Source organism: Halomonas qaidamensis (assembly GCF_025917315.1).
Taxonomy (GTDB): domain Bacteria; phylum Pseudomonadota; class Gammaproteobacteria; order Pseudomonadales; family Halomonadaceae; genus Vreelandella; species Vreelandella qaidamensis.
Genome location: NZ_CP080627.1, coordinates 2,355,828 through 2,378,221 on the forward strand (window position 1 = coordinate 2,355,828; position 22,394 = coordinate 2,378,221).

General features: G+C 51.9%; 14 protein-coding genes and 1 tRNA gene. 5 read left to right on the forward strand and 10 right to left on the reverse strand.

Features of this window, described 5'->3' with window-relative positions; genetic code table 11:
- Positions 1-395 precede the first annotated feature (395 nt).
- Positions 396-761, forward strand: coding sequence for a GFA family protein (locus K1Y77_RS10900; protein ID WP_264428418.1), 366 nt, complete (start codon positions 396-398; stop codon positions 759-761).
- Positions 762-828: 67 nt separating this feature from the next.
- On the opposite strand, the gene K1Y77_RS10905 is transcribed toward K1Y77_RS10900, so the two are convergent.
- The 5 genes from K1Y77_RS10905 to K1Y77_RS10925 form a co-directional block, all read right to left on the reverse strand.
- Positions 829-1,953 carry a GGDEF domain-containing protein gene (locus K1Y77_RS10905; protein ID WP_051690152.1) on the reverse strand — a complete coding sequence of 375 codons (1,125 nt, stop codon included), beginning with the start codon at positions 1,951-1,953 and terminating at the stop codon, positions 829-831.
- Positions 1,950-2,486: a molybdopterin-dependent oxidoreductase gene (locus tag K1Y77_RS10910; protein ID WP_264428420.1), complete on the reverse strand. Its 537-nt coding sequence runs from the start codon at positions 2,484-2,486 to the stop codon at positions 1,950-1,952. The genes K1Y77_RS10905 and K1Y77_RS10910 overlap by 4 nt, the downstream gene beginning before the upstream one ends.
- 226 nt (positions 2,487-2,712) lie before the next feature.
- Positions 2,713-4,335 (reverse strand): serine hydrolase, encoded by a 1,623-nt coding sequence (locus tag K1Y77_RS10915; protein ID WP_264428422.1) that lies wholly within the window; start codon positions 4,333-4,335, stop codon positions 2,713-2,715.
- A 57-nt stretch (positions 4,336-4,392) separates the two neighbouring features.
- Entirely contained in the window at positions 4,393-5,973 is a 1,581-nt protein-coding gene (locus K1Y77_RS10920) for a ShlB/FhaC/HecB family hemolysin secretion/activation protein (RefSeq protein WP_198023715.1), read from the reverse strand.
- Positions 5,974-6,065: 92 nt separating this feature from the next.
- On the reverse strand, positions 6,066-7,292 hold the full coding sequence (locus K1Y77_RS10925; protein ID WP_264428425.1) for a serine hydrolase domain-containing protein: 1,227 nt from the start codon (positions 7,290-7,292) through the stop codon (positions 6,066-6,068).
- A gap of 281 nt (positions 7,293-7,573) precedes the next feature.
- Here K1Y77_RS10925 and K1Y77_RS10930 point away from each other — a divergent pair, with 281 nt between their 5' ends.
- Together K1Y77_RS10930 and K1Y77_RS10935 are read left to right on the forward strand one after the other, a co-directional pair.
- Positions 7,574-10,303 carry an AAA family ATPase gene (locus K1Y77_RS10930; protein WP_264428427.1) on the forward strand — a complete coding sequence of 910 codons (2,730 nt, stop codon included), beginning with the start codon at positions 7,574-7,576 and terminating at the stop codon, positions 10,301-10,303.
- Positions 10,304-10,499: 196 nt separating this feature from the next.
- The gene (locus K1Y77_RS10935) at positions 10,500-10,817 is read left to right on the forward strand and encodes a monooxygenase (RefSeq protein WP_264428429.1); all 318 of its coding nucleotides are present in this window, start codon (positions 10,500-10,502) and stop codon (positions 10,815-10,817) included.
- Positions 10,818-11,394: 577 nt separating this feature from the next.
- Here the strand turns inward: K1Y77_RS10935 and K1Y77_RS10940 are convergent.
- The 5 genes from K1Y77_RS10940 to K1Y77_RS10960 all read right to left on the reverse strand — a co-directional run bounded on the left by K1Y77_RS10940 (position 11,395) and on the right by K1Y77_RS10960 (position 18,454).
- Positions 11,395-13,605, reverse strand: a complete 2,211-nt coding sequence (locus K1Y77_RS10940; RefSeq protein ID WP_264428431.1) for a S8 family peptidase — start codon at positions 13,603-13,605, stop codon at positions 11,395-11,397.
- 2 nt (positions 13,606-13,607) lie between these two features.
- Positions 13,608-14,681: an AAA family ATPase gene (locus tag K1Y77_RS10945; protein WP_264428433.1), complete on the reverse strand. Its 1,074-nt coding sequence runs from the start codon at positions 14,679-14,681 to the stop codon at positions 13,608-13,610.
- Positions 14,682-15,295: 614 nt separating this feature from the next.
- Positions 15,296-15,372 (reverse strand) — tRNA-Arg (locus tag K1Y77_RS10950).
- A gap of 51 nt (positions 15,373-15,423) precedes the next feature.
- Positions 15,424-16,371, reverse strand: coding sequence for an AEC family transporter (locus tag K1Y77_RS10955; RefSeq protein ID WP_030072017.1), 948 nt, complete (start codon positions 16,369-16,371; stop codon positions 15,424-15,426).
- A 97-nt stretch (positions 16,372-16,468) separates the two neighbouring features.
- Positions 16,469-18,454: a sensor domain-containing diguanylate cyclase gene (locus K1Y77_RS10960; RefSeq protein ID WP_264428435.1), complete on the reverse strand. Its 1,986-nt coding sequence runs from the start codon at positions 18,452-18,454 to the stop codon at positions 16,469-16,471.
- Between the two features lie 568 nt (positions 18,455-19,022).
- Between K1Y77_RS10960 and K1Y77_RS10965 the strand changes: the two genes are divergently transcribed.
- The gene (locus K1Y77_RS10965; protein ID WP_264428437.1) at positions 19,023-20,195 is read left to right on the forward strand and encodes an RNA-guided endonuclease InsQ/TnpB family protein; all 1,173 of its coding nucleotides are present in this window, start codon (positions 19,023-19,025) and stop codon (positions 20,193-20,195) included.
- A gap of 150 nt (positions 20,196-20,345) precedes the next feature.
- Entirely contained in the window at positions 20,346-22,394 is a 2,049-nt protein-coding gene (locus K1Y77_RS10970; protein ID WP_264428439.1) for a capsular polysaccharide biosynthesis protein, read from the forward strand.

Consider the following 22,394-nt stretch of genomic DNA (forward strand, 5'->3'; position numbering starts at 1 on the left):
GTGGCGTCAACGCCACTCACTTTCAACTTTCAGCATTACGCCAGGATGGCAAGCAATAGATGGCACGCGCACCGATAATGCAGACAAAGCCACTACCGCTGTGCTGAGTCTACCGGCAGCCAATGCGCTAAAGCTATTGACTCTGTCTGGCTGCCGTCGCAGTGAAGTGGCGTTTATTTCATGATGTGAATTTCAGTAAGAATGATAAAAAAGCAGGGAATAAGGCAGGGTGATGGCTCTTGGCTTATTACTGTTGATAATCTACTTGAAAATGCTATTTTGTAAGAGGAATAATTTTTTAAGTGTATAGTATCGATCCATACCTGATACATACCTATAGGCTGATACTTAAGGCTAATAATGTATATTAATACTCTTTATCTTTAGGGGGCATTTTGGATAAAGTAACTGGGTCTTGCCTATGTGGACGCGTTGTTTATGAAGTTGAAGGGGAATACGATTCGTTTGTTCTCTGTAACTGCAAGCGTTGCCAGAAAGGTACAGGATCATCACGTGCAGCAAATATTTTCTTTAAAGAAGAGAAGATAAGATGGGTCAGTGGATTTGATAAAATAAGCACTTATCATCATCCCAATAGTTTGCATAGAAAAACTTTCTGTAGTGTTTGTGGATCTGGCTTGCCGACTAGTTTAGAAGATTTGGGATTAGTGTTTATACCTGCTGGAAGCATAGATAGCCCAATAAATCATTCTCCCTCTAAAGAGCTGTTTGCCGAACAACGGCCCGAGTGGGTGAGCTAAATTTTGAGGCCCTGGACTAAGAATCTGAGTGCAACTCCTTTGACGCCCTCCATCTCTACACATTTCCCTAACCGAATTCTATCCGGTTGCGACCATGCATTTTCGCTTGATATAAGGCTTTGTCTGCACGTGCATAAAGATACTTAAAAGTAGCTTCGTTTTTGCATGCTATCGCTACTCCTAGACTTATTGTAACTGAGGTGTCAACGCCCAATTGTTTTTGTGTTAGATTGCTCGTCTTTTTGCGCAGTCGTTCTGCTAGCTGCATGGCGCCATCAATATCTGTATCTGGTATTAATATACAGAACTCTTCACCTCCAATTCGAGCTAACACATCTATTTTGCGAGCTTCATCTTTTAGCACTCCCGCAAGAACCTGAAGTATTTGATCACCGGCAGGATGGCCAAATGTGTCATTGACATATTTGAAATGGTCAATATCTATAAGAATTAAGCCCAGAGGACTACCAGAGCGCTGGCTATGTTTACAAAAACGTTCTGCAAAGCTCAGCAAGTAGCGACGATTGCCTAATTTTGTGAGTTCATCAAACTGACTGAGACGCTTAACTTTTTGGTGTTCGCGTTTAAGTCTAATTAATGAAATTAGAAGTCCTACTATCAGTATCAAGGTCATGAAAGCCAGCACCGATATGGTGCGCCCAAGTCGTTTCATGACAATGCGCTGCTTAGCTGCTTCTGAATGCACCATTCCTTCAAAGGCGCTGTAAATCTGAGCCAAGTCGTTTTCGATCACTTGGCCATCACGCAGAAACTTTTCGGTTGAATCGCCTAAGATAATTCCATCGAGCTGCTGGCGCATCTCATACAGACGCTCCCTAATATCCTGTAACCTAGCCAAAGAGGCATGATAATCTGATTCTGAAAGCTGATTTGTCTGTAGGCTAAAACTGATTCCATCAATATGTTGTGGTATTCGCCATAAAAGATTCTCCAGTCGACTAAATACGTCAGGATTTCTAGGACTATCGCGTAAATCCTCCAAAGCGTTTCGAAACATAACGGCATGCGTCTGCGAGCGTACAATTACTGCTACCAGCGAGGTATAATTAGAACCCATTTGCTGACGAACATGTAAACCATATAACGACATTGCAATAGCAAAAGTACCCGTTACCAGAATGAAAGCTAATCCCAGCTTCCAGCCTATTGACTTGACAATCCCCAACTTCATTGGACGATGATATCTCGAATTGACCAGATCCAATGGGTCATGTCGGCTGTTCCAGCTTGAACAGATTCTGCCTCAGCCGGGACAATTAGCAATATGGGACCAAAGTCAGTCAGCGTTAGAGGCGCTCCGTCGAGGCGGGTAACGAGAAGATAATCTCGCTTGAGACGATCTTCTAAATTTATAAAAACGCTGTAATCGTCATGAGCGATGAAACGAAGCGTTGCCGTTTCATCAATATTTTGAGCAGAGAGCAAATCATTCAGCCATACGCCTGCAAAACTCCCATGCAACCCTTTGAAATGCTGAAAACTTGTAGCATAAAGGGGCAAGGATTCGATGTCGTCACGGCTAATAAAACGGCGTCCTTCCTGAGTATCCATCATCAATATGGGAGCCTCATCTTGTGAAGGAGCAAAAGTGCCAGGAACGGGCTTCACTTCAGCTGCCAGTAAAATTGTAGCAAAGAACACCAGTGAAGCTGAGGGTAACCACCATATGTATTTTTGTAAGCCAAAAAACGGAATATTATTCATTATTTTTATAACTCATTGAAAAATTTTTTCTATAAAAGTCACTTACTGATCAAAACACCTCCAGCGTATCTTGTATCAAATGATAATGCACAGTCTCTCATGGTAGCTCAAAGTTTGTAACAGATGCTTATGTGCCCTTTAGAGATGGTGCTGAGCCCTGATAACTACCCAACGGTCTGATAGCAACACGGTCCACGCAGTTGATCCAGCACTCAGCTGGGCTGCGTCATGGCCGGTGGAATCCTCCAAGGCCCGCCTCGTTCAGGTGTTCAACGGTCATCATTTCTGCTTGCCTATCCGCGCCCATGGTGAACTCAACCTGTGAAATCGAGCCCTCAGGTTGGTTCTCTGTCACCGGGAAGGCGACAAAGCGATCGCCGTCCCAATGGGTCAACCGAAGGCGTTGTGGTGCAGGGCCAATCTCGAGCACCAAACCATCAGCGGTCTCACGCACCTTAGCCGCCCCGAAATAGGCATTGTCATAGTCCCCAGCATAAGCTTCGACAGGCCGGGCCTCGGAGGGCTCAACCGGGGGTGTCACGCCCACTAGATCCCCTACTGGAGCAGAGAGCGGTTCGATGCGCGGCCCGTATGCCGCCAGCCAGTCGCGCTGTTCCACACCAAACTCTGCGCGATCAAGAAAGCTGGCAGCCAGCGCTTCGGGGAGACCTGTGGGACTGGCATTGGTCAGCACGATGATCCCAAGCCCTAGGTCCGGCAGCATCGAATAGGCAGTCGCCGCGCCAAACGCGAAGGCACCAGAATGGCTCAGCACAATGCGCCCGGTGGGACGTACGCCAACACCAAAGCCGTAGCCATAGGTGCCAGCCCTATCGGCCGCGTCACTTGGGTGTCCGCTGATGACATGCGGCGAAAGCGCGGGCACAAGAGCTTCGGGCGCAATCAGTTGCTCCCCTTCAAAACGCCCGCTGGAGAGCACCAGTTTCATCCATTTCGCCATGTCTCGCGCGCTGGAACTCACCCCGCCGGCCGGACTTTGCGCATCAGGCTGGCGCAGGTCTGCCACTCGGAAGCCGTTGGCATCCGGCACATGACTCGCGGCGCGATTGTCGCGCGCCATGTAATCCGAGTGGCGCGAACTGGTCACTTCCATACCGAGCGGACCATAAAGCGCCTCTTCCGAGAGCGTGGACCAGTCCTTGCCGGTCGCGGCGGCTACCGCTTCTGCCGCAGCAGTCAGGCCGAAGTTCGTATAGGCGTAATCGGCCCTGAACCGCCCCATGGGCAGCTGCGCCAGCCGTTCCAGCACCGCGCGGCGGTCATAGCCCACATCCTCGAGATCATCACCAGCGTGGTCCGGCAGGCCCGAGCGGTGCGCATAGAGATCCCCGATGGTGACATGATTGCTGACCCACGGATCGCCCAAGTCGAACCACGGCAAGTGGTTGCGAACCGGATCGTCCCAACTGACAATCCCATCGGTGACCTGCGTGGCCACCACGGTGGCTCCGACAGATTTAGACAACGAAGCGAGCAGAAAGACTGTATCCGCATCAACCTGTGCCTCAGCGCCCTCCGCCCGCAGCCCCCAGCCGCGTATCAGCAGTATCTCCTCACCATGCACCACGGCAACGGCGAGGCCCGGCACTCCGGTCCGCTCCAACATTTCCTGCACCCGCTCATCCAGCGAAGCGACTGCCTTATCGATCCGCGCCTGCGGCACCGGCAGCAGGTTCGCCCGCGCAGGAGAAACCGCCGGGTCCGGCAAGGCAATGGTCGGCAGCGTCTCCGCATGGAGCGGGGCATTGAGCGCAAACAACGCGGCGGCAGCGCTTAGAACGCTCAAGGCCGACCTCAGAAGGGGGCGTGCGGCTTTCGGTGTGGTCATCTCAGGGTCTCCTTCGGGATGGATGGCGCGATGGGCGAGGCGATGCCTCCTGCCGGATTAGAATGGCATTGCCAGCTGGAAAATTAGCTTGCCCCCCTTGTCGTCCACTCTATTTGAACGGGTCCAAGGAAGCGCACCGATAACCTGGAAATTCAGCCGTTCCCCGAACGTCCCACCAAGGCCCACTCCATAGGAGCCAAGATACATGTGTCCAGGTACATCTTCGGACCAGACCGCGCCATAATCCACGAAGGCCGAGGTTGAGAGAGTGGGCAGGAATGCCAGTCCGGCATCGACCTCTTGGTTCACCTGAGCCGAGGCCGCCGCACCGTTGTCGCCAGAGATGGTACCGCTGTCGAAGGCCAACCCATAAGTCTCGCCGCCGACGCCGAACTGGACAGCACCCGGCAGGGGCCTGCCAGAATATTGGCCGCGAGCCTGCAGCGTCATTGTCGTCGTCTCGCTGAAAGCCTGTGTGTAGCCCAGTTCGGTGGTAACAAAGCGGAAGTCGCCCGGCACCGTGCCCATATCAATATCTGAGGCCGTGCCGATATTCACCGCCCCTTCGAGGTTGATCTCGGATGTCTCAAAGCTCTGGCTATATTGCAGTGAATTCGTCGCCCAGCGGAACCGGCTACGTGCGGCGGCCGAGCCAAGAACGTCCACATCATCGTTGCGCACCGTCAGTTCAGCCTGCCCCCAGAGCGACCGCTCCAGCGTCCGCAGAAACGGATAGGACAAAAACGCCGTGCCCATAGCGGATGTCACATCGATGTCCGGCGCGCCGGCTCCCCCGTCAGGGTGTTGGCGCAGGTAAACAAAACTGTAGCCCGCGTTAAGGCCGTTCGATCCGAGCGGATAGCTTTGCATCATTTGAAGCAAGGTCATCCGGTCAGGGTGTTGCGGTGTGATGACACCGGTCAAATTGGTGGTCTCGAACCGGCTCAGGACATCGTTAAAGGTCACCACACCGGCCATTTGTAATGGGCCAACGGTGTCGGATCCCAGATTGTCGAGCCCGATCATTCCTGCGCTGCGATCTTGTCCGATCTCCAGTCGCAGCACCCCGCCGCCCGTCGCGCCTTCTGGGCGCACAAAAGTGCCTTCAATCGACAGTCCGGCAAGGTCACTCATCAACAACAGCTCGCGTTCGGCCACCTTTACCCGGATCGGGTGCATGTCGAGAATACGTTGCAGGTAGGGGGCCAGCCGGGTCTCGATGCCAGGAATATGACTGTTGATCTCGATGCGGTCGACATAGCCTTCGAATACCTGCAGCCGGATCTGTCCGTCAGAAAAATCCTGCACCGGCACCACTGTCTTGGAAAAATAGCCCGCGGCAAGATAGGCCGCATCAACGGCGTCTGCCATGCGGTAAAGATCAGCCAGCGTGATCTCGGCACCGATCCGGCCCTGCCAGATCGGCGTCAACGTCGACAACGGTAGGGTCCGCGCCCCATCAACGCGCACCGAGGTTAGGCGAAAACGGATGCTTTTGGCGCGTTCTAGGTCAATCTTGTCGCGCTCGTCCTGCACGCCAATGGCGACACTGCCCACCTGAGGCGGCGGTTCATAGCGTTGCAGGATCACGGTCTGCTCGGAGAGGATGCGGTCGACGTCCGGCAAGCCCTGCGACAAGGCCGGCCTCGCAAAACAGGCGCAAAGTAGTGCAAGGGCACCCAAGCGGAGGGCTGAAGAACAGCTGTGGCGTAACTGCAATGTCAACGCCTTCACTCTGCAGAAGCCGTCGGTGTCATCGAAAACGGATGCCCGAGGGCAACGGATAACGCTTCAAACACGCGACTAGCGGGCGAGCTGCACGCAAGGTCAACGGGGTTGTCCGGCAGCACGTCCTCATCCCCGCAATCGCCCGAAGGGATATCGCTGTTGGCCTGTACGACTACCGTTGTGTCCGTCGTTGTGTCGTAGAACACCGTCGTGTTGTAACCGGGCAGCTCACCCGTGTGGCCGACCCAACCGTCGACGCACCCCATGGCGATGCCGTAGCCCGCCGGCTCGGGGAAGGACCGCAGACGCTCCTGCTGCGCCTCAGCGCTCAAAAGGCCTTTGCCTGTGCCGAGGGAGCGTCCATAAACCAGCAGGTCGTCGAGGGTCGAGATCATTCCGCCCGCTGTCCATCCCCAGGAAGGATCCCAATGCGTCGCGTTCGAGGGCGCATCCGTCGTGGCAGCATCGCCTTGCAGGGTAAATCCCTGCGGATAAGGTTCTGGCATGAGGGCAGCACCGTCAGGACCGGTGGTCTCTGTCAGGCCCAGCGGGTCCAGGATCATCGAAGTAAAGACATTGTCGATATCTTGCCCGGTCACCTGTTCGATCACGAGGCCCAGCAGCACAGTATTGGTGTTCGAGTAATTGAACTTCTCCCCCGGCGCAAAGATCGGCGAGCCGGGGAAGGCAAAATCAAGCAGATCCTGCGGAGAATAGTGCAAGCTAGGGTCTGCGAAGAACAGATCAAGGAAAGGATCCGCCTGTGTATAGCTCAGCAGGCCGCTGGTCATGCTAGCCAGATGGCGCAGAGTGATGATGTCGCCGTTGGGAACGCCGGACACATACTGGTCGATCTTATCGTCGAGCGATAGCTTGTCAGCCTCGGCCAACTGCATCAGGGCGGTGCCGGTGAAGGTCTTGGTGATCGATCCGATCCGCGTGTGCATGCCGACTTCCATCGCAGCATCGGTTTCGGGGTCCGCGACGCCCCAAGCACCGCTCCACCTACCCTCGGGTGTGACAACGCCGGCAATCACTCCCGGCGCAGCGGCTCCGTCCAATGCCCCGCGAGCGGCAGCGTCGAGGGCGTGGACCAGCGCCTCAGGCAGCGGCTTGTCGGGTGGCGTAATGGACGCACGGGCCGTTACTGCCGCCGGGTCGGCCACGCAGAACTGCTGCGCCTGATCCTGAGCCTGCGCTGTAACGGGGACAGCGAGGGCAAAAGCCATGGCGCAGACCGAAAGGCCAGGCCGAAACTGGCGGGCCGTTCTGTGATGGAGTCTGTACGCTGTCATGTGCCTGTCCCTCGTCTGTTATGCACTTGCTGCTTGGATTGCTTCGAAAGCGAAGATAGCCCATTTATGATTGCAAACAAACAAATGTAAAGTTCAATTAAGGTGCAATATGGGTATAATTTGCGCTCTACTAACTCCCTTATGCCCTTTACCTAACGGCGGCCACCATTCGTGCGCTATGGCTTCCGGCAGTAAGTCTTGAGGCCCCCTACGACATGATTTCGGAAGATATCGAGGTAAACCTATGCGAAGGCATCCTGCTGTGCGGTGAAGTACAGATGCGCCTACGCCCCAAGACACTGTCCGTTCTGGTGGCACTGATAGAGCAACAAGGCGAAGTGGTCAGCACGGCTGATTTGCGGCGCATGATATGGGGCAACGGCCCTGGTAACGAGGCGGGACCCAAACAATGCATCCGCGAATTGCGCCGGATGCTGGACAACAACGCCCAGGACACCGGGCTAATCGAAACCGTGGGCCGGCGAGGCTACCGGCTGACGCGTCCGATCCCGCTGGTCGGCGATGCGCCTAAGGATCTTGTGGCGGCGTCGACAGTGTTCTGCATCGGACGGGATAAGGAGCTGGAAGCCCTAAGTGAAAGGGCTGCCGCCGCCAGGCGTGGTCAACGGGCAATGGCATTGATTTCAGGCGAAGCAGGAGCCGGCAAGACATGCCTTCTGGAAGCATTTGAGGCTAATTTATCCCAGCGCACGCCGCTGTGGATTGCCAGGGGTCAGGCCATTGCGCACCCTGGCGCACGCGAACCCTACGGGCTGTTGATGGATGTGTTGACGCAACTCATGGCCGGGCCTGAGGGGGCCACGCTGGTACGACTTCTGCCACTCATCGCCCCCTCTTGGGTCAAGCAACAACCCGGGCATCGCTTGGAGGCGGAAGCGCTGGACCGTACTCGCCACAACTCAATGCTGCGGGAATTCTCGGCGCTGATGGAACGGCTGACCCGTGGCCGCCCTGGAGTTCTCGTGCTAGAAGATCTGCACTGGGCAGATCCTAGCACGCTAGCCTGGCTAGCGGCTTGGGGGCTACAACGCACACCGGCTCGATTACTGGTTCTGGGTAGCTATCGCGATGACGAATTAGACCGAGCTGGGACACTTGCGATAACACTGGGTCAGCTGAGTCGGCAGCCAAACTGCAGGTTGATCACCCTTGGCGGTCTCGATGAGTCGGCAGTGTCTGGCTACCTTGCAGAACGGTTCCCGGGCAACTCCTTTCCTCCCGATTTGGCGCAGGCCCTCGCCCGCCGAACCGAGGGCCATGCCATGCTCGTTGATGCGGCGGCAGACGTTTGGCAGGCGCAAGGCCTGGTGCGGCACGGCGAGGCCGGGTGGCAGCTGTCCTCCACACCCGAGGCGCTGGTCGCAGCCATTGCCCCAAGTGTCCGCATCCTGATCGAGGCCGAACGCACCAGCCGCCTGCTGGCCGAGGAGCGCAGTTTGCTTGAAACCGCCAGTGTGGCGGGACCGACCTTTTCTGCCATCGACCTAGCCGACAACCGCGACGGGGTGGAGGCGGCGGAGCGGCAGCTGGAGCACCTCGCGCGGAACCGACGATTCATCACCCGCGCGGGCCTTAGCCAACGGCCCGACGGAACAGTGGCCACGCGCTATGCCTTCCGGCACGCGCTACATCACGAAGCGCTCTACGATGGGCTGCCGGCAGCGAACAGGCAAGGCACGCACCGAAGGGTCGGTCTCCGACTGGAGATCAGCCACGGTCACGCAGCGGGCGAGATCGCCCCCGTGCTGGCCGATCACTTTGAACGCGGCGCTGACTGGCCGCGCGCCGCACACTATCGTGTGCTGTCGGGGCGACGTGCGCAGGCGCGCGGCGCCCCCATGGATGCCGTCGAACAGTTCCGCCGTGCTCGGGATCTGCTAACTCGAGGCAGCGGGACCGGTACGGTGAAGCCTGGGGCCGACCGCGCGACCGAACTCGACGCCCTGCTCGGGCTCGGGGCGGCACTCATCGTCGCGGATGGGTTTACTGCGGAAGAGCTTCGAGAGGTCTACCGCCGCGCGGGGCAACTAGCTGCCGAAGTCGGCGATCCAGCCACAACGATTCCAGTTCTTGCAGGGCTCTGGAATGATCACCTGACGCGTGCTGAACTGACCCGTGCCGAAGATCTCGCGCTTGGACTGCAGGCACTCGCGAGGCAGGCCCCAGCCCATATGGCGATGGTAGCCCACAATGCCGTCGGACAGACCCGGTTTTTCACCGGCGCCCTACCGGCCTGTGCCGCAGAAATCGCCGCCGTGTTAGAGATCGCGCCAAGCCATGCCGAGCAAGACGGTAATGTACTCTTCGGTGAAGACCCAGAGGTTGTATGTCACCAGTACGCGGCCTGTGTCGCCGAATTAACCGGCGCCTCGGCAGAGGCTGAGCGGCACCTTATCGCTGGCAGTGCGCGCGCCGACCAATTGGGCGCCGCCTTCGGGCGCGCCCAGATGCTCTGGTGCGGGGCGGTCTGCGCCCGTCTACGTAGCGATATTGAACTAACCCGTGACCGGGCAGAAACGTTAGTCGCTCTGTGCCGGACTGAGGCGGTGCCCGTTTGGGGCGACGCAGGCGAAATGCTGGCAGGCTGGGCGCAGGCAATGTCCGGCGACACAACTGGGGCGTCGCGGATTGCGAAGGGTCTCTCGGCCTTCAGTGCGATGGGCGTCAGGATCACGCTACCCTTCTGCCACGGGCTAGCCGCAGAGGTAGCAGGGAAAATGGGCGACCCAGTCGCTGGGATGCACTCTTTACGTCAGGCTTTCGCGATCGTCCGGGCGAGCGGCGAGCGCTGGTACCTCGCCGAGCTTCACCGGCTGCGTGCGGGTCTAGCCCAAGAGGCAGGCCGCTTCGACATCGCCCGCCACGCGCTTACACGTGCCGAAACTGTGGCACAGGCACAGGGGAGGATCGTACTGACCACGTGAGAGCGGTCACGCTGGATGCAACCAAGCACGCCTATCCATTCATCGGCGTGCCTAAGCTTTTTGCAGGTTAACTGAGCTTAAAGCGAAAGCTTCACTTGAACTCGGAGCATAGATCTTGCACAGGTGGTTAAAAACACAATTAAACTAACAGTGAAAACTTCCATACTTTACCGTCAATATTTTTACAGGAGGCAGTATGTCCGTCATATTACAGGTTCATTTCCCCTTTGATGGCCCCTTCGGTGACGAAATGGCCAACGCTATGACAGCGCTGGCCGAAAGTATCAACCAGGAACCAGGCCTTATTTGGAAAATCTGGACAGAAGATGCAGACCAGAAACAGGCAGGCGGTATCTATCTATTCGACACCCGAGCCAATGCCGAAGCCTATTGCAACATGCATACCGCACGGCTGGAAGCAATGGGAGTGACCGGCATCAGGGCAGCAATCCTGGACACAAACGCGGCCCTATCAGCTATCAATAAAGGGCCTCTCAACAGCACTACTTCTTGAAAGTATGCCGCCTCACGCTCTTGAAATAACAGCAGCACAACTCAGAAGTGCCCAACCTGAGGCGGCATTATGGATAATTAGGTGGAGGATCAACTCGCTTTATCCAGCTCCAGAAACCGCCTAACCCGCTCACTACCAGGATTATTGATATCAACCGACCACTACTGGTCGGCCATGCCCGACCGCGAGAATGTAGGTGGCTGATGCGCTGGGGATGGGCATCTGGCATGGTGCTGATACAGTGCTATAGCAAACGTTTTTTGTAGGGGCGAAACGGAAAATGCAGAGAAAACACCAAGACAATACTTAACTAAACTGTTGATTTAAATGGCACCTAGCAGGAGTACGACGAATTATACAACCATTTGAATTATAAGGAATTTAATAAAATAAAAAAATACGGTATACCAATCCATATACCATCTAATAGGCATAAGCAGAATTTAGCCGAACCACACAGTGAGCAAATGCAAGAGCACAGAATTTTGCGCAACACCCTATTGCCTATAACAATAAGCGCTAATGGACTAAAATGTAGCTCTCATCAGGTTGAGAGCTACATGCCTGCAAGGCTCCTTTAAATCTGAATATTGTTTTCTACATCAACTGATATTGCAACTGGTTCTAAAACATCATATTTCTGGCGTATTAAGTCATAAATATTTGTAACACCGTCTATTTTTACGCTGATAACCAGAGCATACGAGACATCTGGAGCAGATGGCATTGCTATTGACCTACTAGTTTCACGAGCGAAGTACTGAATATCGAAGACTGGGTCAACTAGCTGTGTTTCAGCTTTAAAAGTATGGCAGTTATGTAAACATGTTTCCCATTTATGAGCGTCATCTCTATATTCTCTTTCAGTTTTTTTATACTGACTACCCATTCCAAAAAAACCTTTAGTTGTCTCATCACCAATACCAACTAAGGGCCTGAATGAAACCCCAAGACCAGACCGAGTATAGTTAACCAAATGCTCTGGATCAGTATGAGATTGAATACAAAATGTTGCTTTTATCGTAGCTTCTGCATCAAGGCCCGCATCTGGAAATGGTATAGGACATCTTAGAAACTCATTTTTCTCTAGTTTTCCTTGAAAAATTATAGTAGCAAAACCTTCTTCACATTCTAATATTTCTACCGGATTCTCTTTAAATCTTCCCCAACCAACTTCCCTCCTGTCCATTCGATATCTCGTGCCTGCGGTATGCACCAAAAGGGACTTAATTGCTATAGAACTCATATCGTAATCAGAAATAGCGGCTAGTCCTGCCGCAGCTCGGAGAACTAGTGGAGCTGAGTAGCTTGTGCCCTTAACCCCCACTACTGAGCTTGCGAAAGGGTTATAAACTTTAAACAATTCCGCATCACTTCCACCATATGCAACTCCGTCAGGCTTAACATAACCAGGACTACGACCGGGCCCTACACAGCTATAGGATGCTCTATTCCAAGTCTCACCTGATAAATCGCAAGACCCTATGGCCATTGCATTCACCATATCACCTGGAGGCTGAATCCTATCGGCCCCCTGAATATCCCCATCGTTACCCGCAGCCACTGTCATTAATATTCCATGCCGCACACACAGCTGGTCTAGGCAAGCCGTCCAAGCATGCACTTCATCATCGTATATTGGCATACGAGGCCCTAAGCTAAGATTTACAAACTTATAATCTCCAGCATCCAGCACATCTATGATTTTTAATAAAACATCATACAAATCCGGATCACTGCCACTACCAGGAGAAATAACCCGATAATGATCAACATTAGCATAAGGTTGTTTCAGTACATCACCATCACCTGATATTCTGCCGAATAAAAATGTTGAAGTGACTTCATTGCCATGCATTATATAGTTAGCGTTAGTTGATTCTGTATCTTCCCAAACTATTTCTTCGGCCCAATCACTTAAATCTGCGGAACCGAGACCACCATCAAAAATCGCCACTTTGAAACCCTGTTCAACTGCTTGAGCACTTGGCAATTTTATATCAGGAAAATCTAATGGTGATCGCATCGCATTAGGCATTGCAGATCTGAGCTGAGGCATTTCTCTAGCAACTCGAATGAATGAGAAATTCAATATCTCTCTAAGCTGTTTTTCAGTGGCTTTTAAAGGAAAGAAAGTTAGTGCTCCTATTTGTATTTTTTTCCGATAAACAGCTTCACCACCCCGCTTTTTCACATAATCAACGAAGGCATCTACAATATCTTCTTCTTTATGTCCAGCATGCAGAGCAACTTCATAAAGACGAACCGTCTCCGCATCATTTCCTAATTCACCTTTATATTTATCATCACTGCTCACCCATCGAATTTTCTCAATTTCACTAATTTCCTTCTTGACACCCTTATTAGCCATCCCATCTTGTAGAATAGAGCGCATCACTTTTATACTTTCCATGCCACCCGCGACATACAAAGAAGCGGTACCTAACTCCTTTCCAAAATCAGACTTACGTGTAACTTTATTTGGGGTTATAACAACTTCTTTGCTTCCAACATCCCGCATACCAGCAGTTCTTAAAAGAGCATCGGGATAATAACTTTTCGCTATAAAAGAGGGATGTAATACTAGTTCAAATATAGCCTCTCCTCGAGGCTTAGCGTCAGATTCCAGATTAGAGACACCAGCTTCAACTTCTGCCAACTCGGAATCCAATCGCTCCCGTACTTCATCAAATGTATAAGGATAATTTTTACCACCACCGCCGTTTTTAAATGGTGTTCTCAAAGACAACTTTTCGCCACGCCCTAACAACAAATTTCTATCAGCCATTCTCATATACCCCCTTTATTGTTAACAATCTTTGAGATGGTTGGATGACTCATCCCGGTAAGCTCAGCAACTTTTCTCCTAGAAATACCAGCAGAAACTGCACCTCTTATTGCGCTTGACCTCATATCAGGATTATCCAGCACATCTCCAAATATCGCTTGCTTAAAGACAGCATCATCTAAAGACACATCTTCCAGAACACTCATTTTTTTAGCTGCAGAAGCAATTTTATTCAAATCAGAATATGATTTGTTGCTCATTATACATGATATTTTACTTGCTATTTTCTCACTAACACCTAGCTGCTTAAAATAATTTTCAACAGATTCTTTATTTGGCAAATCAAACTCAACGACTTTATCAAATCTTCTCCATATAGCCCTATCAAGCAACTCAGGATGATTTGTGGCTGCAATCAATAAAGAAGTAGAAGGCCACTTATCAATAGCTTGCAGCAAGACATTCACTAAACGTTTTAATTCACCAACATCTCTGTCATCATCACGCCTCTTAGCAACTGCATCAAACTCATCTAAAAATAGAACACATGGCATTGAAGCTGCATAATTGAAAACATTTTTTATATTTGCACCAGTCTTTCCTAATAGACTTGACATAACACTGGACAAATCCAGTGTAAAGATTGGCAAATTCATTTTTTGTGCAAGCCAAGAAGCTCCTAAGGTTTTCCCTACCCCGGGCGGGCCTGTAAACAACATCGCCTTGATTGGCTCTAACCCTGCTTCTAATAGTTTCTTTTCATGTTTTCTTTCATTTATAGCCACTTCTAATTTATCTGCAATACTCTTACTCCAAAGCGGTTCTTCTTTAAGCACCACATGATATTGTTCTGAAAGGAGACTTGCGCTGCTTTCACGATCTGTCGGTGGTTGCTTTTCAGTGCCCCTCAGAGTATGCGGACTGGCAACAAGCTCTAATAATTTTTCTGCCACTTCAGGATTTGTCTTGCGAGTACTACTCACGAACCGCCGAGCAAGAAGCGTAAACCCTGCTGAGTTACCGGCTACTCCTTGCTGAAACAGAGCAACCAATTCCTGCTCACTAATGGAAATCATTATCCCAACCCTCAAAATGGTAACAAAAAATCAATTTTGGTAATCCTAGCACCCAATATGGAAAGCATAAAGTGATTTTTATGGCTTTTCGTAGCCCTCCCCTGAGCTCGTCTAACGGAAAGCTCAACGGCTAAGTCTTGCCATCAGGGCCAGATGATGAGTCCTGCGCACCCAGCTCCCAGGGGACAAGAATTAAATTTTCTTAGCAAAACCACCAATAACTAGCCATTTCCAAAAACCCAGCGCACTGTTTCAAAAAAATGTGAAGCCATAACCACGCACAGGATTTTCACAAGGCCTTGCACGGTTTAATAAGGAAAATCTTAATTGACTTGCAATTAACCCTAGCCACCACGGCAGGTGCTTCTTTTTTGATGAGCTCCCTAAAGCACATAAATCCGCATGATTTCGCATGACTCCCATTCACCCAAAACCCGTCTACAGCCCAGCAACAGCGGGCTTTGGCCCATTTTGTGGAGTGCATGAAGAACTGCCCCACAAGCGAACACCGCAGGCGGGTGGGGGACAACGCGCCGTAGGGTGCGGCGGTCTGGGGGCGACGACGCAGAGATGCGCTTTCAGATATTGCGGGTTACGAGGCGGGCTGGCTTAACTGGCGTCCCTGGCAGGAGTCGAACCTGCGACCTGCCGCTTAGGAGGCGGCTGCTCTATCCTACTGAGCTACAGGGACTTATGGGGCGCATAGTATAGCGTGTTGGTAAGAGCCAGCCAACCGCAGTGTTCAAATCCAGCCTAAAAGGCGCAGCACAAAGATACCGGCGGTGACGGTTATGCTGGCCATTAAGGTGGTGATAGCGATGATATTAGCGGCCAGTGCTACGTTGCCATTCATTGCTTTTACCATGACAAAGCTCGCGGAGGCGGTTGGGCTGGCGAAGAATAAGAATAACAGCCCTAATTGTGCCCCAGAGAAGCCGAGCATCCATGCCGCTAGCGTGGCAAGTAACGGTAGCACAATCATTTTCATGCTACTGGCGCTTAGCGCTGTTTGGCTGCCGCTGCGCATAGTAGTCACCGACAGCGTCGCGCCTACACAGATCAATGCTAGCGGTAAGGTTAACGAGGCGAAGTAATCCCCTGAGGTAACTAACCAGCGGGGAAGCGGAATCGAAAATGCCGTAAACGGTAGCGCAGCAAGTACAGAGATAATCAGGGGATTAGTAACGATATGCTTTAACAGGCTACGCCAGTCTGTTGATTGGCCGGGCTGATAAGCCGCCAACGCCACTACCGAAAGGACGTTATACATCATAATAACCACACCAAGCAGGAGACTGCCGGTAGAAAGTCCGTAGTTACCATACATCCCTGCGGCCAGTGCCAACCCAACAATACCGCAGTTACCACGGAACGCACCCTGCACATAAATACCGCGGTCGGCCTTGGGCACGCGATAGCTAGCCCACACCCAGCTAATAAAGAACTGGCCAAGCGTGGCGGCGGCAAAAAACAGTAATAGAGGCACGTCTAAGGCAACGCTTAGGTCTGCTTTGATGAGACTTAAAAAAATGAGTGTGGGCAGCGTTGCTTTAAAAACCAGTGCTGACGCGGTGGAAACAAACCCGCTGTCAATCCACTTTAGACGCTTCAGACCAATGCCTACAAACACCATGGCAAACACAGGCAGCGTGATATCTAGCGTGCGGGAAAAAATATCAAGTAGGCTCACAAAAGCACTCTCAATCGAATAAGCAGATGCTTATATTCTATCGTCACCCAAGATTTGTCGACCGGCTGCGGCTCACCCTAACGAGGATTTATGTGCTTTACTCAAAAAGTGTCATTGGGTCTTGTGCCTTTGGCAGTTTAACCACGACACTGTCACGCCCTTCGCCTTTGGCGTCGTAACTGGCAGCATCTGCACGGGAAAGAGCCGCGTCTACGGTGGTATCGGTCTCGTCGAAGCAGGTGACCCCGATACTTAGCGTCACCGTGTACTCTTTGCCCTCATGAACAACGGATACCTCGCTGACTGCCTGACGTAACGATTCAGCGATACGTTCTGCCTGGCCTAGGGTGCAGCTAGGCAGCAACACACCGAACTCATCGCCCCCTTGACGCGCCACGTGGTCACTACGACGAACTTCCCACGCCACGACCTGGGCGATACGGCGTAGCATTTCATCACCTAACGCGTGCCCGCCTTCGTCGTTAATCGGTTTGAAATGATCTAGATCAAACAGCAGCAGTGCCGAGGGCGTGCTGGTTTTCTGGAAATCAGCAAAGGCTTCTTCAAGGCGGCGCTCAAAACCTCGCCGATTAAGCAAACCGGTCAAGGGGTCGTGCTCGGCTTCCCAACGTTGTAGCGCTTCTTGCTCACGGCGTTCGGTAATATCTTTCACTACACCTACTAAACCAAGCGAATGTCCACCCTGGGTAAGCATGACCACACGGGCATGGATATCTAGCCATAGCATCTCTTTGTCGCTGCGAATAAAGCGCAGTTGACGCACGTAGTCATTGCCAGTTTTTAAGCTATGCATCCACATATCTTTCGCGCCGGAACGATCATCAATGTGAATCTGTTCAAGCCACGCTTCCATCGGCATATTAGCTTCAATACCCAACACGTCTAACAACGCAGGGTTCATATAGGTGATGTTGCCACCAAAATCAGCGACAAACATGCCTTGAGGCGATGCATTTAATACAGAATCTAAAAATGCTTCCCGTTCTTGAAGATGACCAACAAGCTGCTGTCGCTCTCCCTCAACGCGATTAAAGGTAGTGGCTACTTGCTCAAGTTCTTGCATATTCGTTTCAAGATCAACGTAAGCACGACGCCCAAGCCCTACATCACCAATCTGCGCCTCTAGCTTATTAAGGGGTGCTAATATACGCGCAAGTAGCCACCATAAACCGGGCATCATTAATAGTGCGATGACGACCCAAATCCATCCCAGCTTGTGTATAAAGCCAGACAGCGGCAGTTGAGCTTGCTCTGTGGGCAAATAGAGCCCTACTACCCAGCTAGCAGGCCATACTTGTGAATATGACTGCAGACCCATACGGCCATCCAACAGCCTACCCACGCCGTCTCCCTGCCAGCCGTCCAGCGCTAAATCAAGCAAAGGGCTCGCTTTAGAGTCAAAGTCTGCGTTATTGATTAAGGATCGATCGGGGTGATAAAGCACCTTACCGGTGGCGGTAACAACAGCGGCATACCCTTTGCTACCTAATCGGATAGTGGCCAAGCGATTAAACAACCCACTGCTGTCTAAACTGACCACCCCTCCTATAAACCCCGCGAACTGACCTGCGTTATCAAAACGGGGAACGCTAATTAACACCATTGGTATATCACTGGCACGGCCAACAAACGGCTCACTGACATAGGGCCTGCGTGTGCCCTTTAGCGTTTTAAAATATTCAAGTTCTTGGGTTTCAAGCCCTGCACGCCCCTGCACAACAGGCCAATCTGATAAAATCCGGCCCTGTGTATCGCTGATAACAATGGCATCAAACCATGCCAGCAACGCATCGTTTCTACCTAGCTGATGACTTAGCCATTGCGCATTATTGGATACGCCAATAACGTCACTAAGCCTATCCAGGGCCTGAAATCGATGTTCAACTTGTTGAGTAATTTCATCTGCAATTAGGTTAGCTTCGTAGCGTAGATGGGCCATATTGGTTTCTTGAACCATGGTTTTTCCCACCTGCCATGCCATCCCCAGCACCAGAGCCGCTAGTAAAAGCAGTGCACAAGAAAGCCCCAGCAATAGCCGACTTTTCAATGAACCAAGCATCATAAGCTTGCTTGGATTAAATTTACTGGACATGCGTTTCATAAAGCCCTGTTGCATCAAGCCCTGTTTTATCAGGCTCTGCTTCATGAAGCGCAATTTCATAAAGCCCTGTTTTAGAAAAACAAACTTCATGAACGTAACGCGTGAATATCAATTTTATCAACATCTTCCTTGTGAACATCGCTCGTATACTATTATTTTTATGCCTATCGTTTTTGCAAAAGTAGACACTTGACACGCCAATTACCTGTTTTCTACTAACGCTTATTTCTACTAACGCTTATTACTAGCTTTTTAACCAGTAAGTCAGCACTACTTGTTTTACGAGCCACCAACCTATCAAAAAATTGGACAATATGCGCGCAACCTTGCCTGAACCTAGCCAATGTCTAATTGTGACATTAAGTAACAGAAACCTCTATTAGCGTAATACAATTTTAGCAAAACTCCGCGTAAACCCTCGCCCAGTCGGGCGGGGATATAAGCGGGCAGCGCGATAGCGCTGCAGGGTTTGATCTTTGCCCTTCGCCACTTATAATGGATAGATATACAGCTTTAATAGCCCCATGCCATGCTGAAAGCCACGAAAGTACGTCTCTACCCGACCCCTGAACAGGCAGCGTTCTTGAACGCCCAGTTCGGCGCGGTGCGGTTTGTGTACAACAAGGCATTGCATATCATCAGCACACAGCACAAACGGCATGGCACCAAGCTCCGCGCCAAAAAAGATCTCAAGCCGCTGCTAGCGGTGGCGAAGAAGTCCCGCAAGTATCACTGGCTCAAGGATTTTGACTCGATTGCGCTGCAGCAAGCGTGCATTAACCTGGATCGGGCCTTCCAGAACTTCTTTAACCCCCAGTTAAAAGCCCGTTACCCCAGGTTCAAGCGTAAGCACGGCAAGCAATCGAGCTATCACTGCACCGGCATCAAGCTCGGTGAAGGCGAGATCAAGATACCAAAACTCACGTCTATCAAGGCGCGCCTTCACCGTGAGATCACCGGTACGCTGAAAAGCATCACCTTAACCCGCACCACCACCGGCAAATACTACGCCTCGGTGCTGGTCGATGACGGAGAGGAAGCCCCGGCACCGCTGCAAACAGTGGACGCCGTGCTGGGTGTGGACATGGGGCTGATACACCTCGCCATCGACTCGGAGGGTCATAAAACCCCCAATCCCCGCTTTCTCAAGCGTGCGCGCACCAACCTGCGCCGCAAGCAGAAAGCGCTCTCCCGCTGCCAGAAAGGCAGCAAGAGCCGTGCGAAAGCACGGCTAACCCTTGCCAAGGCGCACGAGCGCCTGGCCAATGCCCGTGCTGATTTCCAGCACAAGCTGTCTCGACAATTCATTGACGACAACCAAGCGGTGGTGGTTGAGACGCTGAAAGTCAAAAACATGCTGAAAAACCGCAAGCTGGCAAAACATATTGCAGATGCCAGTTGGCACAGCCTGATCCAAAAGCTGGTGTACAAGGCAGCAGCCCAAGGCAAGCACCTGGTCAAAATCGATCAGTGGTTTGCCAGCTCCAAAACCTGCGCTGGCTGCGGCCACAAGGTCGATAAAATGCCGCTCAGCATTCGTGCCTGGGATTGCCCCGGTTGTGGTGCGCAAGGCATTGACCGTGACATCAACGCCGCGATCAACATTCGTCATCAGGGTATTATCAAACTACGAGCCGAAGGACTGTCGGTTCCTGCCCACGGAGGCCTGCGTAAGCCCGGTCACGCGCCGGCAGCGGCCTGAGAAGTGGGAAGCCTCGCCCGTGGCGCACCAGCGCTTAGGGCGGGGAGCAGTCACACCTAATTGATAAGCTCAACCTTTTCACGTATGTTCGCCGCTTTAAGTCTTTGCGCTGATAGCGCGCTTGTTTTCAACATGGTTGCGGCTCTTCACATGGCAAAGCTTATAGCAGGCTATACATCTCCCGGTATTTCTAAGATCTCTGCCCTTGCTTCTTTTTTACCTGAATACACGCGTTTTGCACGCCTTGGGCGGCTGAGCGCTAAGCCCCATGCGGTTATTGGCTGGGGGCTTAAACCTACTAGTAAGCGCGCCCGAGAGTATGCCCGCCGCCATCGTCTGGCGTATATCGCTCTAGAGGATGGGTTTCTTCGTTCTTTAGGGTTAGGTGTTGAAGGCTACCAGCCCCATAGCATGGTCGTTGATCACACCGGTATTTATTACGATGCCTCGCGACCCAGCGATTTAGAAAATTGGCTAAATAACGCTACCTTTACAATAGAAGAGTGTGCTCAAGCATCGCGCTGCATTGAACAACTGTCACGCTATCGCTTGTCAAAATACAACCACGCGCCAGACCACCCCGTGCCCCTTGCTAAACACGCTAGCGCTTTTGAAACGTCTAATGTGTTAGTGGTTGACCAAACGGCTGGCGATGCGTCTATCCATCACGGCGGAGCCAACGCAGATAGCTTCCAGCGGATGTTAGCAAGCGCGTTAACTAACCACCCTACCGCTAACATTTTAGTCAAAGTACACCCAGACGTCATTGCAGGCAAAAAACAGGGCCACTTGGCGCACGTTCATCATAATCCCCGTTGCCACATTATTAGCGACAACATTAACCCGTGGGCACTGTTTGACTGTGTCGAAGAGGTTTATGTGGTCACCAGCCAACTTGGCTTCGAAGCATTAATGGCAGGCAAGCGCGTTCACTGTTTTGGCTTACCCTTTTATGCGGGCTGGGGATTAACCGTTGATCAACTTAGCTGCTCACGACGAAGGGTAACACGCTCGCTCGAAGAGGTCTTTGCCGCCGCATACCTACGCTATACCCGCTACGCCAATCCTTACACGGGCGCTCCATCAACGCTGGAAGAAACCATCGCCTTAATTGCTGATCAAAAACGCCAGCAAGAGCGCTTGCGCGGTAAGTGGTTGGCTTGCGGTTTTTCTTCCTGGAAAAGACGCTTCATTGGTGATTTTCTTGGCCCAGCGGCAAAGGTGCATTATCAAAAAGAGCTACCCACCGCTGAGGAACAGCCGTTAGAAAAAACAAAGGTGCTGGTGTGGTCTAGCCGTATTAACGACGATTTTAAGAGCCGCCACCCTCACCACATGGCTACGCTATGGCGAATGGAAGACGGCTTTATCCGTTCTGTAGGCTTGGGGGTAGACCTTGCTCAACCCCTCTCCTTGGTGATTGACCGTTATGGCATTTACTACGATCCCAGTCAGCCTAGCGAGCTTGAAACCCTGCTCAACAATGCTGATTTTAGCGATGATTTGCTAACCCGTGCGGCCCAGTTACGTAAACGATTAGTCGCTTTAAAACTATCTAAATACAATGTGCCAGGCAAAGAGACCATTGACCTACCCACCAACACACACACTATTTTGGTGCCTGGGCAGGTAGAAAGCGATGCATCGATTGCAACTGGTTCACCAGAAATATGTACGAATAGCGCGCTGTTAACCGCTGTTCGTGAAGCGAACCCTAATGCCTTTATTGTTTACAAGGCCCATCCAGACGTGTTGACAGGTGCTCGTATTGGAGCACTCGATACCAACGCCAAACGCCTGTATGATCTTGACGCTAGCCATATCGATATCACCACGCTATTAGCACGCGTTGATGCTGTGCATACCATGAGTTCGCTCACCGGCTTTGAAGCACTGCTTCGACAACGCCAGGTATACACCTATGGCCTGCCATTTTACGCTGGCTGGGGGCTCACCCAGGATGCCATGCACTGCCCACGACGCAACCGAGGGCTATCGCTAGATGCATTGGTAGCAGGAACACTGCTTCTGTACCCAAACTACGTCGACCCTAGTTCTCGACAGCTATGTAATGCAGAAACAGTGGTCAGCCTGTTGGAACAGGCTAAATCACAATACGTTTTAACAAAAAAACATAGGCTTACATGGAAGCAGCGACTGTATCGCTGTTATCGTAACTTATTTATTGGAAGTCATTAA

Coding starts and splice junctions, on each gene's coding strand:
- K1Y77_RS10905 (WP_051690152.1), bottom strand. CDS start 1,953: ATGAAGTTGGGGATTGTCAAGTCAATAGGCTGGAAGCTGGGATTAGCT.
- K1Y77_RS10910 (WP_264428420.1), bottom strand. CDS start 2,486: ATGAATAATATTCCGTTTTTTGGCTTACAAAAATACATATGGTGGTTA.
- K1Y77_RS10915 (WP_264428422.1), bottom strand. CDS start 4,335: ATGACCACACCGAAAGCCGCACGCCCCCTTCTGAGGTCGGCCTTGAGC.
- K1Y77_RS10925 (WP_264428425.1), bottom strand. CDS start 7,292: ATGGCTTTTGCCCTCGCTGTCCCCGTTACAGCGCAGGCTCAGGATCAG.
- K1Y77_RS10930 (WP_264428427.1), top strand. CDS start 7,574: ATGATTTCGGAAGATATCGAGGTAAACCTATGCGAAGGCATCCTGCTG.
- K1Y77_RS10935 (WP_264428429.1), top strand. CDS start 10,500: ATGTCCGTCATATTACAGGTTCATTTCCCCTTTGATGGCCCCTTCGGT.
- K1Y77_RS10940 (WP_264428431.1), bottom strand. CDS start 13,605: ATGGCTGATAGAAATTTGTTGTTAGGGCGTGGCGAAAAGTTGTCTTTG.
- K1Y77_RS10945 (WP_264428433.1), bottom strand. CDS start 14,681: ATGATTTCCATTAGTGAGCAGGAATTGGTTGCTCTGTTTCAGCAAGGA.
- K1Y77_RS10960 (WP_264428435.1), bottom strand. CDS start 18,454: ATGATGCTTGGTTCATTGAAAAGTCGGCTATTGCTGGGGCTTTCTTGT.
- K1Y77_RS10965 (WP_264428437.1), top strand. CDS start 19,023: ATGCTGAAAGCCACGAAAGTACGTCTCTACCCGACCCCTGAACAGGCA.
- K1Y77_RS10970 (WP_264428439.1), top strand. CDS start 20,346: ATGGCAAAGCTTATAGCAGGCTATACATCTCCCGGTATTTCTAAGATC.